At 30.5% G+C, this 13,465-nt stretch carries 8 protein-coding genes; 7 read left to right on the forward strand and 1 reads right to left on the reverse strand.

Annotated features, from left to right (window positions below; genetic code table 11):
• Nucleotides 1-131 precede the first annotated feature (131 nt).
• Entirely contained in the window at nucleotides 132-704 is a 573-nt protein-coding gene (locus J3477_RS21610) for a nitroreductase family protein (RefSeq protein ID WP_206872291.1), read from the forward strand.
• A 5-nt stretch (nucleotides 705-709) separates the two neighbouring features.
• Nucleotides 710-1,438 (forward strand): YybI family spore inner coat protein, encoded by a 729-nt coding sequence (locus J3477_RS21615; RefSeq protein WP_206872292.1) that lies wholly within the window; start codon nucleotides 710-712, stop codon nucleotides 1,436-1,438.
• Nucleotides 1,439-1,626: 188 nt separating this feature from the next.
• On the opposite strand, the gene J3477_RS21620 is transcribed toward J3477_RS21615, so the two are convergent.
• Entirely contained in the window at nucleotides 1,627-4,764 is a 3,138-nt protein-coding gene (locus tag J3477_RS21620; protein ID WP_206872293.1) for a DEAD/DEAH box helicase, read from the reverse strand.
• 556 nt (nucleotides 4,765-5,320) lie between these two features.
• Here J3477_RS21620 and J3477_RS21625 point away from each other — a divergent pair.
• From J3477_RS21625 to glmS, 5 genes are all read left to right on the forward strand, one after another.
• Nucleotides 5,321-6,709, forward strand: coding sequence for a PTS mannitol transporter subunit IIBC (locus J3477_RS21625; RefSeq protein WP_206872294.1), 1,389 nt, complete (start codon nucleotides 5,321-5,323; stop codon nucleotides 6,707-6,709).
• A gap of 23 nt (nucleotides 6,710-6,732) precedes the next feature.
• Complete coding sequence (locus tag J3477_RS21630; protein WP_206872295.1) at nucleotides 6,733-8,790, forward strand: BglG family transcription antiterminator; 2,058 nt, start codon at nucleotides 6,733-6,735, stop codon at nucleotides 8,788-8,790.
• Entirely contained in the window at nucleotides 8,791-9,234 is a 444-nt protein-coding gene (locus J3477_RS21635) for a PTS mannitol transporter subunit IIA (RefSeq protein ID WP_206872296.1), read from the forward strand.
• Nucleotides 9,234-10,391: a mannitol-1-phosphate 5-dehydrogenase gene (locus tag J3477_RS21640; protein WP_206872297.1), complete on the forward strand. Its 1,158-nt coding sequence runs from the start codon at nucleotides 9,234-9,236 to the stop codon at nucleotides 10,389-10,391. The genes J3477_RS21635 and J3477_RS21640 overlap by 1 nt, the downstream gene beginning before the upstream one ends.
• Before the next feature lie 963 nt (nucleotides 10,392-11,354).
• Entirely contained in the window at nucleotides 11,355-13,187 is a 1,833-nt protein-coding gene (glmS, locus tag J3477_RS21645) for a glutamine--fructose-6-phosphate transaminase (isomerizing) (protein WP_200268899.1), read from the forward strand.
• Nucleotides 13,188-13,465: the final 278 nt, after the last annotated feature.

A 13,465-nucleotide genomic window follows, 5' to 3' on the forward strand; every position in this document is an offset into this window, starting at 1 on the left:
ATTTAATTTTTTAAAATTCAGTATAATCAAAAATTAAACTTAGTAAAATATATTAATTATAATTATTAAGTGATTTATAAATAATCAAAGCTTAAGTATAAAACTAGTAAATTTAAATGGAGGTATAATAAATGGATATATTAGAAGCAATAAAAACAAGAACCTCTATAGGTAAAGTAAGAGAAGAAAGTGTACCAAGGGAGATAATAGAAAATATAATTGAGGCTGGGACACATGCACCAAATAGATATCTAACTCAACCTTGGAGATTTTTTGTTATAAGTGGTGAAGGTAGGAAAGCTCTTTCAAAGGTAATGGAAGATATTGTACTATCTTCAGGGGTAGATATAGAAAGTGAAGCTGGAAAGAAAAAATTAGAGAAAGAAATAAACAAACCTTTTAGGGCTCCAGTTATAATAGCGGTTGCTGCAGAGGTTACTGAAAATGAAAAAGCATTAAGGATTGAAGAACTTGGTGCAACATATGCTGCTGTGGAAAATATGCTTTTAGCTGCACATGCCTTGGGAGTAGCAGCTTACTGGAAGACAGGAAAGGCTTGTTATGACAATAAAATGAAGGAGTTTTTCGGCTTAAAGCAGAAAGACGAGGTGGTTGCTCTTATTTATATTGGATATTCAGATATGGATAAGAAACCTACTGTAAGGAAAAGTGGAAAAGAGCTTACTAAATGGATTGAGAGATAGGATATATGAGCGATTTTGGAAGCAGACAAATTGTTTCAGTAAAAGAAGGTAATGTGACTGGATACTTTTCTCAGGATAAAGTTATTTTAACTGGTGAATTCCCTTATGTAGAGACGACCTTTACCAATAATATTGAATTAATAGTACAACCTAAAGGAAAAAAAAGACCATCTATTGTTAAAGTGCCTTTTAGTGGATATTATTTTCAACTTTTTCTAGGTGATTTTAACGGTGATGGTAGAGATGAAATTCTGGTAAGAGGTAGCTTTTTAGAGGTAAGAGGATATGCGGTTGGCATAATGTATACTTATTCAAATGGCTTTTTGGAGAGGATATTTGATCATGAAATATTTACAAGTAGTTACATGTTTAAAGCTAGATATCTTGATAACTATAAAATAGAAGTTAAAAGCTTACCCTTAAAAGAAAAATATATAATTGATATTTCTGGAAGGTCGAAAGAATATTTGGATTTATTATTTGATTCAACAGGAAAAGTGAAAAATAATGTTGCTCCAGCTATATCTCCGGTTATAGACGTAGATCCTGTGAAATCAATTTATGATGAAACCTATAGCATAATAATTAAGCAAAATGTTTTAGGAATTGATAATGATGATGTTTTTGCAATTATTGAGAGTTTCATTTCTCTATATCAAAACAAGATTGAATTGATTAGCATTGGAATTCTTACTTTTGGCAAGAAGGAAGAGAAAATTACAGACTGTAGTTAAAGAGATACCATGTTGTATAAAAGTCCTAAATAATACGAAAGCCATGCATAAATAAGAGGGTAATTCCTACATTATGCATGGCTTTATTAATATCAAACTAATAAATATTCGTTTTGCGAAAGCACCTTCATTTAAGTTTAAAGTTTGATATTAATATTAAAGTGATTGATTCAATTTTACTCTGATTTTTACTCAGTTCTATAGAAAAGTCTAATCAAGTCTTCTGTGCTTAACTTATCAAAAGAATCACTATCTTTTAATTCGCCAGTTAAAATTGAGTCTATTAATTGCTTTTTGCTATGCTGAAGGGTTAATATCTTTTCTTCTATGGTTCCCTTAGCTACTAATTTAATGACTTCAACAATATTTTTCTGTCCGATTCGATGAGCTCTATCTGTGGCTTGATCTTCTACAGCAGGATTCCACCAAGGATCAAAATGAATAACTAGGTTTGCAGAAGTTAAATTTAGTCCAGTTCCACCAGCTTTCAAAGAAATTAAAAAAACATGAGCGGTATCACTTTCATTAAATTCATTCACTAGTCTCAGTCTTTCTTTTGCAGGAATTGAACCATCTATATAGTAATAAGCTATATTTAGCTTATTAAGATCATCTGCTATCTTTGCTAGAGCAGAGGTGAATTGTGAAAATAAAAGAACCTTTCCTTTATTTTTAATTTGATTTTCTATAATAGACATAGCTGCTTTTAATTTACAGCTGCCTCCTGAGTAGTTAGGTATTAGCAAGGAAGGATCTAAGCAAATTTGGCGAAGTCTTGTTAGATAAGAGAATATTTCAATCTTTCCTTTTGAAGCATCTCTTAAACTTTGTCTTATATCTTTTATATAAGAACTATATATTGATTTCTGCATTGAAGTCATTTCTATAAGCAATTTTTTTTCTACTTTGTCAGGCAATTCATCTATAACTTCTTGTTTAGTTCTTCTTAAGATAAATGGACCAATAAGTGTTTTAAGAAGTTCAATGCTTTCATTATCATTAGCTGAAAAATTTTTTTCAAAACTTTCTTTAGAATGGAGATAATTTGGCATTACAAAATCAAATATAGACCAAAGTTCCGTTAAAGTGTTTTCCAAAGGGGTTCCAGTCAAAGCGAAATGAACTTTTGCGTTAATACTTTTAACTGCTAATTTAGTTTTTGAAGTTGAATTCTTTATATTCTGAGCTTCATCAATTATACAGTAATCAAAGTAAGAGTCTATATAGTTATGAACATTATTTTTTAGTGTACCATAGGTGGTTAAAATCACTGTATTATTTTCAATCAGTTCAGATAAATTTTCTGTTTTATTTTTATTTCCGTGTATTATCTCGAAGGTAATATCGGGAGAAAATTTTTCTAACTCATCCTTCCAGTTATATATTAGAGAAGTAGGAGTAACTATCAGAAATTTTTTGTTTATTTCTGATGTTATAAAAGCTATGGTTTGCACAGTTTTTCCTAGTCCCATTTCATCTGCCAAAATGCCACCAAACCCTAAACTAGCTAGATTACTAAGCCATTTGAAGCCTCTTGTTTGATAATCTCTCAAGGAAGCCTTAAGTCCACTAGGTATAATAATTTTATTGTTCTTTAAGTCAAATAAACTTTGCTCTATGTTTTCTAGCTGTTTTGAAAAATTATTCATTACATAGTTTGTATTATTAAGTAGAAGACTTGCATATGGAAGTTTATCTTTGTCTAAATAAAATATTCCATCATAAGATGGTTTATCATTTGCCAGTAAATCAAGTAAATTGAAAAATCTTAAAACTGCTTCATCTCTAAAATCTAGAAAATTATTATTGCTATCTTTGTAGAAGCTGTCACCAGATTTATATGCCTCGTGTGCCGAATTAAGCTCTGATACAGACATATCTCCAATTTTATATACTATTTTTACATAAGAGTCTTCATCATAAAAATCAATCTTTACATTACTTGAATTATATATTTTAATTGTTTCAAAACCCTTGCCGAAGGTAACTTTACCAAGTTTATGAATATTATTTTCTTTGTTGGCTAATAAATCGAAGAGATCTAGATCATCACCTATAAATAGCAACTTATCTTCTCTGTATATAAATCGTAGAGCCTCTAGCTTCATTAAAAGTTTATTTTCCTTAGAATAATCTCTTAGGTGGTTTAAACTACTATTCTTTTCTACGAGAATATCAATTTTATTATCAAAATAAACACCATAAACTTTGCAATATATACTTGCAGCTTCTTTGAAAATATCAAATTCAAATTTGAGGTAATTTAAACTAAAGTTTTTTACTCCCTCACTTAAGCTTATAGCTTTGGATATACTTGTGATTTTAGAAATCAGCATATCATAATTTTCTTCAGTTTTAGCAAAAGTTAAACTATCTTCTTTAGAAAATCCATTATAAAAAGGTAAATAATTGCAAGTCTGATTTTTGCTAGGTAAATATATATTGCCATTAAAGAAAAATATATTAGCTTTAGTATCAAGCATAACTGGGAGCTTTTTATGGGTTGTTAATATAAAATGCGTGGCATCGTCTTTCAAGGTGAAGCTAAGTGGCAGATCTTCTTCAAATATAGTAGGGGAGTACTCTATGCTTTTATATTTAAATTGTATTTTTTCATTGACCAATGCTTTAAAAAATTCTTTTAGTTCTGACGAAGCTAATAAGATAGAGCGCCCATTAATGGACGTAGTTGCATTTAATTGTAGCCGCTGTTTTAAAAATTGTAAAAGCTTACTATGATTTTGACTAATCTCATATTCCATAAGGTCGTATTTAAGATGATCATCTATATAGATATAATCTTTATGAAATATAGATGAAATAAATTGATTTAAATTAGTAATTAAATATTTATGTTTTAATCCAATACGGAACTCAGCCTCGTATGTTGAGTATTCTTTGAAGGATTTAGATATAAGTGAAATCTGCATTGTGAGAATCGACTTATCTTTAGTGTTTATAGCCGGCTGATTATCTGAATTAGTCTGTGATTCACTGCGTTTTTTCATAGAGTCTATAAATTTATATGATGTAGCAGTTAAATGTTCACACATAAATAGTGGCTTGTTTTGAGAAAAATCTTTAAAAAGATTGCAATTACATCGAGTGCTTATTACAGTTCCTTTTACTAAATCTATCTTTATATGTGTGCTAAATTCAGATGTGTTATCTTTATTTTTTATATCACCATATATATGATAAATAGCATCTATTCTTTTTCCTCTAACTTTTCTTACAAAGCCTTCTTTGAATATTTCATTTCCTTTTACTTTCATTAAATTAGAAGAAGGCTTAAAAATTATTTGTTTTAAATTCATTATATCCATTGTCTCACCTCATTTTGCAGAGTATTTTTAACACCTTTAGCAATTATGTGGTATTATTAATATTGATTTCGTTCTGTGAAGCAGATAATATTATAACATATTTTTAAGGCCACATAGGCAGATTGGTACATTTTTATCCACTAAATGTTAGTTTATATCTTAAGTATTATGCGAAATATATAGAGAGATTCAAATTTAACTATTTAGTTATATATACTAAAAGTCATAGGTGCATGATTTTCGAACATGGATAACTGAAGCATTCGTAAAGAATCTCTTTGATAAAAATTAAATTATACATAAAAGGTATAAATTTATTTAATTTGTGGTTTAAATTTGTCGTAAGTGTTCTTTGTCAAAAAAATATAAAAATAGTAGTGTACCTACTGAGGCTAGTGTTTAAGCCAGTTTCAACGACTTTAAAATTGTCATTGAAAACGTATCACAAAATTGAAGTTAAATGATTTGAAAACGAATACTTTTTATTTTATTATAAGTACATAGGAATTAAACATTATAAAAATTAATAAAAAATTTTTAAACAGGAGGTCTCATAATGGCAAATAATTCATCAGCAAAAGCCAAGATTCAAAGATTTGGTAATTTCCTTAGTTCAATGGTTTTACCAAACATAGGAGCATTTATTGCATGGGGTTTAATCACAGCATTATTTATTCCTACAGGTTGGATGCCAAACGCATACTTTGCAAAATTGGTTGGTCCAATGATCACTTACTTACTTCCAATACTAATAGGTTACCAAGGTGGTAAACTTGTATATGATACAAGAGGAGGAGTAGTAGGTGCTATAGCTACAGCCGGTGTTGTAGTTGGAGCATCAATCCCAATGTTCTTAGGAGCAATGGTAATGGGTCCACTAGGTGGATGGTTAATCAAGAAGTTTGACAAACTAGTAGATGGAAAAATCCCAACTGGATTTGAAATGTTAGTTAACAACTTCTCATCAGGTATATTAGGTGGAGGACTTTCATTATTAGCTTTCACTTACATAGAACCACTTGTTGCAGGAGTGTCAACTGGTCTAGGTAATATAGCTCAAGCAATTACAGATGCTGGCTTACTTCCTTTAATAGCAATAGTTGTTGAACCAGCTAAGATATTATTCTTAAACAACGCTATCAATCACGGAGTATTATCTCCTTTAGGAATTCAACAAGCAGCTTCAGCTGGAAAATCAATATTCTTCTTATTGGAACCAAACCCAGGTCCAGGACTTGGTATACTTCTAGCATTCTGGTTATATGCTAAAGGAACTGCAAAACAATCAGCACCTGGTGCTATCATAATCCACTTCTTAGGTGGTATACATGAAATTTACTTCCCATATGTATTAATGAAACCACTTTTATTATTAGCTGTAATAGCTGGTGGAATCGCTGGAGATTTAACATTTGTAGTATTACATGCTGGTCTTGTAGCAGCTCCATCACCAGGAAGTATAATTTCCTTAATGGCAATGTCTCCTAAGGGTGGACAATTACCAGTATTAGCAGGTGTTGCAGTAGCAACAGCAGTATCATTCTTGGTTGCTTCTATAATAATCAAGAGAGATCCACAAGGCGAAGACATCGAAGAAGCTCAAGCAAAAGTTAAAGATATGAAAGCTGAAAGCAAAGGTCAAACAATAGCAGAAGCAACAACTGGCGACGTTAAGTTAATAGTATTTGCTTGTGATGCTGGTATGGGATCTTCAGCAATGGGAGAGTCAATACTTAAGAAAGCATTAAAAGATGCAGGTATTACAGGTATTGATGTTAGCCACTCCCCTGTAGATAGTATTCCAGGAAATGCTGATGTAGTATTTACTCAGGAAAACTTATACGAAAGAGCTAAAAAATCAGCTAAAACTGATAGAATCCTAACTGTGAAAAATTTCTTAGATCGTGCTAGATATGATGAGTTTATAAGTCAGTTAAAGAAATAAACTAAAACTAGGTGTATAAATTAATGGAAAATTTCACCCCTAGACAACAGTTTATATTAAGTAAAATTTTAAATGAAGGCTCTTTAAATATAAAGAGCCTTCTTAAACAATTAGATGTCAGCACGAGAACAATTCTAAGAGAGATCACAGCGATAAATAAGGAACTGAAGAAATACAGTGTTACCATATTTTCGCATGAAGATATGGAATTATCTATTTCAGGTAATAAGAAGAATATTGAAGAATTAAAAATATCTTTAAATCAAGTTCCTATGCAATGGCTATTTAGTAAAGAACAAAGGCAGATAATAATGGCATGTGAACTTCTTATAACAAAGGAACCATTAAAGGCTACTTATTTTAGCCATAAATTTAATGTTGTTATGGGGAGTATAAGCTTAGATTTAGATAACATTGAAAAGTTACTGCTTACTAAAAATTTATGCCTATTCAGAAGAAGAAATCAAGGCATAAGTATTGAAGGCTCTGAATGGAATATAAGAATAGCTTTGGTTGAATTTTTATTAGAACTTAAGCCATACGAAGATCTTTTAGCAATATTATATGATGAAGAGGTTGATCAAACAGTTCAAGCTTTCTTCGAGATAATATTTGGAACTAAACTTATAAAACTTGTAAAGTCAATATTCAATGGTTCTAAGTTTAGTTATATAAGAGTAAATGATGTGAAGTATTTCACATTGTTTATACAGTTACTTTTAGCAATTAGAAGAACTGAATCTGGTGACAGTATTAAACTACCAGAAAAAATGAAAAATGAAATAATTAACTCGGAAGCTTATGAAAAAATAAAGATTATTGATGAAGCTTTAAGAGAAAATGAAATAGCTTTACCAGAAGAAGAATTGGTTTATTTAACTTTGTATTTAAGTGAATACAATTATTTTCTAAATAATAATAGTAATAATTTTATGCAATCAGATGTTAATTATGAAGATATTGCTTTAGAGTTAGTAGCTGATGTATCAAAGAAAATACAAGTTGATATTACCGGAGATACACAATTAATTAAGGATTTATCACAGCATTTTAAGCAAACTTTTTATATGCTTAACATAGGTCTTGTTGTAATAAATCCATTAGTAAATGAAATAAAGGAGCACTATAGTGAGCTATTTAAGATAATAAAAAATAGGTGTAAGCTCATTTTTTCAAGATATAATTTGAAAATTCCTTCTGATGAAGTAGGATATATTGCTATGCATATAGATGTGGCTCTTCAAAGGCAGCAAGAAGCCTCTAGGAAGATAAATGCCTTAATAGTATGTCCTGGTGGAATAGCTACAGCTAGGATACTTTCCAGTAAGGTGAACTCACTTTTTCCGGATATAGGAGAACTTACTGTTTCATCTATAAATAATATGAATAATAAAATTGAAGAGGATTTATATGATTTAATCATATCTACAGTAGCTATTAATTCTCATACTAAAGGGAAGGTTATTGTTGTATCGCCGTTTATGTCAAAAACTGATATTGAAAAGATAAGTAATTTTATATTTGATTTTAAGGTAAATGGAGAACAAAGAACTTCAACACTTTCCAGTTCTTTAAAAAATGAGGAGGTCACAAGTTTAGATTATGAGCTTGCAGATGATCTTCTGAAAAACTTTCGTTTGAATAAAACAAAAGTTAATAATTTTTTAGAACTAATAGATTTTATTTCAGATGATGTATATAAAAGTAATCTTACAAATGACAAACAAGCAATTAAATTTGGTATACTTAAAAGAGAAGAAAAAGGAAATGTAGTTGTTCCAGGAAGTAATATTGCATTGCTTCATACAAGAAGTGACAAAATGATAAAACCTTTTGTAGGGGTATATAGAATTGCTGAACCATTAAGCATGACCAGTATTGGTTTTGCTACAGAGCAAACAGGTACTTTTATAGTACTTATTGCTAGAAAAAATGAAAGCAATTATATCTTGCAGCTTTTAGGTAAGATAAGTGTTGCATTAATAGAAGATAAAAATTTTGTGAATATATTAAAACTAGGTGGAATAACTGATATAAGGAACTATCTAGTTAATATCGTAAATAAAGAGGAGGACATTTGAATGAACAAAAACGTTTTAGTCGAAGAAAATATTGTATTAAATCTCCAATCAGAAGGTAAATATGAGGCTATAGCAAGAGCAGGAAGATTATTAGTAGCTAATGGATATGTTAATGAAAACTATATCCAAGGAATGAGAGAAAGAGAAGATGAAGTTTCAACATTTATGGGAAATGGTGTTGCTATTCCTCATGGAATGAATGAATATAAAAAACAAATATTAAATTCAGGAATAGTTATACTACAATACCCAAATGGTGTTGATTTTGGTGACGGAAATACTGCATATATGGTAATAGGGATAGCAGGTGTTGGTGATGAGCATATGGCTATACTTTCCCAAATAGCATTAACTATACAATATGAAGAAAATGTAGAAAAACTAAAAAATGCAAAAACTCCACAAGCAATAATGGAGATTATACAAGAAGAAGGTGAAATGTAATGAAAGCTGTACATTTTGGTGCTGGAAATATAGGTAGAGGCTTTATAGGATACCTATTATCAAAATCAGATTATCAAGTAACCTTCGTAGATATTTCTGACTTTTTAGTTGATGAAATCAATAAACACAAAGAATATACTGTAATTACTTTAAGTACTTCAGAAAATAAAGAAAAGATTAACGGTGTAGACGCAATACATCTTAAAGATCTTGAAAACTTAGAGAAAGTTGTAATAGAAGCTGATTTAATTACTACTTCTATAGGTGCAAACAACCTAGGCAGCACTGGAAAGCTATTAAAAGGCTTACTAGAAAAGAGAATGGCAGTAACTGACAAGAAGGTTGACATAATCGCTTGTGAAAATGCAATCATGGCTACTGACATGATTAAGAAGGCTATACTTGAAGATGCTAGTGAAGAATTAGTTAAGTATTTAGATACTTATGTAGGTTTCCCAAACAGTGCAGTTGATAGAATAGTTCCTAATGTAAATATCGAAAAGGAACTTCCTATAGACGTAGCAGTTGAAGATTTCTATGAATGGGATATTGAAAAAGGTAAAGTAAAGGTAAATGGATCAGTTGCTGGTGCTGAGTACGTTGAAAACCTAGCTCCATATCTTGAAAGAAAGTTATTCCTTTTGAACGGAGCTCATGCAACTACAGCATACCTTGGATATTTAATGGGATACAACTTCATACATGAAGCTATAAAAGATGAATATATAAGAGCTGTAATTGTAGACTTCCACAAAGAAGCTGTTAAAGCTTTAAGTGAAAAACACAAAATGGATTTCAATGCACTTACTGAATACTCTAAAAAGCTTGTTGGAAGATTTGAAAATCCATATCTTCAAGATGAAGTTTTCCGTGTAGGACGTGATCCAATAAGAAAGCTATCAGCTAACGATAGATTAATAACTCCATTAAAGCTTTGTTATGAACTTAACTTAGAAAGTGGAAATATAGTAACTGGTGTGGCAGCAGGTCTTTTATTTGATGCTAAAGAAGATGATAAGGCACAAGAGATTCAAACTGCTATCAACACTAAGGGTATAAAAGAAGCTATTGTTCAATTTACAGGTTTATCAATAGATAGTCCATTAGTTGATTTAATAGCAAAGAAATATGAAGAGTTAAAGAAATTAAAAAAGTAGTTATATAATTTTTAAATTATATATAGATATAGCTGTATATCCATACATCTTTAATAGATGCTAGAGATTTCTGATTAACTATATCATTAATAGACCTACAGAAACTATATTTTAGTGACTGTAGGTCTATTTGTTACTTTAGTAACTGATTTATTGATATAAAGTTTAGAAAATACATTATATGTATAAAAATATTATGTAGCTTAATTTAAATATTAAAACTGTTAAAAAAAAGTGTCGGAATTGATTGATTAGATATCTGATGCTTTAATGGGATTACGTAAAGAATTAATATGATATTATCAGTTGAGGATTAAGTGATTTAGAACAAAAAGTGAGTAGATATGTTGTGATTATATATAATTATAGTTGACTATACCAGTGAATTTTTGTTTATGAAACAAGAATTTTTTGGTGTGAAATGGAAAGGCTATACCCATATATAGTACAAAAAATTGATAAATTTATAAAAATAAATTGGCACTTGTTTAAAATGTAACAAAGAAATTGACTTTAAATACTATATAGTATAATATATAAAATTGTGAAGGCTGAAGAGACCATAATTATAGAAATACAAGAAAAAGGAGGATAGAAATAATATTAAGTATTAAATTAAGCGCTTGGGGTTAAACATTTGGGACGTGCAGTGTTTAACCAGACGAGGATGAGGAGTATCGGAAATTCAGCGGGTGCCTCACGGTATGATACTACCGTTAAAGCCTGGTAAACCTAAAAAGTGATTTTTAGAACAAATCCAGTCAGGTATCAAGATATTTAAATATATCTTTTGAAAAATGGCTTCAGCTTTAGAAAAGCCTAATTTTTTAAAAATTAAATATTAAAATTTTGCTTCTAAGGTTGAGCTGAAACATTAAATATATTAAGCCTTCCATGGATAAAATAACTCATATAATTATGGTTGTATTAAACGAATAATTGATATGAAAGGAAGATTTTTTTATGTGTGGAATAGTAGGATATTTAGGAGAAAAGAAAGCAACACCAATATTAGTTGAAGGTTTAAGCAAGCTTGAGTATAGAGGTTATGATTCATCAGGAATAGCAGTTGTTGAAGATGGAGAAATAAAGATTGAAAAATGCAGAGGAAGACTTTCAAACCTTAAAGACAAAGTTGCAGGTAAAGAGTATGCTGGTAGCATTGGTATAGGTCATACAAGATGGGCAACTCATGGAGAACCATCTGATGTTAACTCACATCCTCATAGCAATGAAGATGAAACTATAGCAGTTGTTCATAACGGAATTATCGAAAACTATATAGTTCTAAGAGAATGGTTAATATCAGAAGGATATAAGTTTGTTTCTGAAACAGATACAGAAGTTATACCTCATTTAGTTGATTACTACTTTGATGGAAACTTAGAAGATGCTGTAATAAAAGCAACTAAGAGAATGGAAGGAAGCTATGCATTAGGAGTTGTTGCTAAGAACGATCCTGGTAAAATAGTAGCTGTAAGAAAAGACAGTCCATTAGTAATTGGTGTAGGTGAAGACGGAAAAGAAAGCTTCATAGCTTCAGATATTCCAGCTGTATTAAATATGACAAGAGACGTTTATCTTCTAGAAGATAAAGAATTCGTTGTTATGACTAAAGATGGAATAACAATATATGATGAAAACAAGAATAAAGTAGAAAAACAAATATTCCACGTAACTTGGGATATCGATGCAGCTGAAAAAGGTGGATATGACCACTTTATGCTTAAAGAAATATATGAACAACCAAAGGCTATAAAAGATACTTTAACTTCAAGAGTTGTTAAGGGAGAAAAGATTAAGCTTGATGGTATTCATTTAACAAAAGAGCAAATAGAAAACTTCGATAGAGTTTATATAATAGCTTGTGGAACAGCTTATCATTCAGGTGTTGTTGGTAAGTACGTAATCGAAAGATTAGCAAAGATACCAGTAGAAATAGACGTTGCATCTGAATTTAGATACAGAAATCCACTTATAACAGACAGAACTCTTATGATCTGCATCAGCCAATCAGGTGAAACAGCAGATACTTTAGCAGCATTAAGACTTGCTAAAGAAGAAGGTGCTAGAATAATAGCTATAACAAACGTTGTTGGTAGCTCAATTTCAAGAGAAGCAGACGATGTATTCTATACATGGGCTGGTCCTGAAATAGCTGTTGCTTCAACAAAAGCTTATATAACTATGCTAATAGCTCTTTATATAATAGCTTTATACATGGCTGAAGCTAAGCACACAGTAAGAGAAACTGAAATAGAAAAGATAAAAGATGGTTTGTTAAATCTTTCTGAAAAGACTGCTGAAATATTAAATGATGTAGATACAATTAAATCATTCGTAGATCATTTATACAGCAAGAACGATGTATACTACTTAGGAAGAGGTCTTGACTATGCAGTAGCAATGGAAGGATCATTAAAGCTTAAGGAAATATCATACATCCATTCAGAAGCATATGCAGGTGGGGAATTAAAGCACGGAACAATAGCTTTAATAGAAGAAGGCACTTCAGTAATAGCTCTTGCAACTCAAAGCGAGTTATATGACAAGCAAATCAGTAATATAAGAGAAGTTAAGACAAGAGGGGCAAACGTACTAGGAATAGCAATGGAAGGACAAACAGAAATCGAAAAGACTGTAGACCAAACAATCTACATTCCAAAGGTTATGTCAATACTTGCTCCAGTACTTTCAGTTATACCACTACAAATTCTTGCTTACTACACAGCTGTTCAAAAAGGCTGCGATGTTGATAAGCCAAGAAACTTAGCAAAATCAGTTACTGTTGAGTAATATATAAATATAGACCCGTTAACTGTGGGTTTGAAAAAAAGTTAAACCTTTTGGAAAAAAGTCGCACCCTTTGAAAAAAAGTTCGACCTTTTGGAAAAAAGTTGAATCAAAATAATTAATAGAGTTATACTATTATTAGAGAGGTATAGCATGCTATTAATGTAAATAAAAAGATAAATATGAAAGACTATACATTCTCATGTCGAGAAGGTATAGTCTTTCTTTTTTTGGAGGTGAAAAAAAATAGCTAAAAGAAAAAGACTTGTAGATACAGAAAA

Source organism: Clostridium zeae (genome assembly GCF_017312485.1).
Classification (GTDB): domain Bacteria; phylum Bacillota; class Clostridia; order Clostridiales; family Clostridiaceae; genus Clostridium_AR; species Clostridium_AR zeae.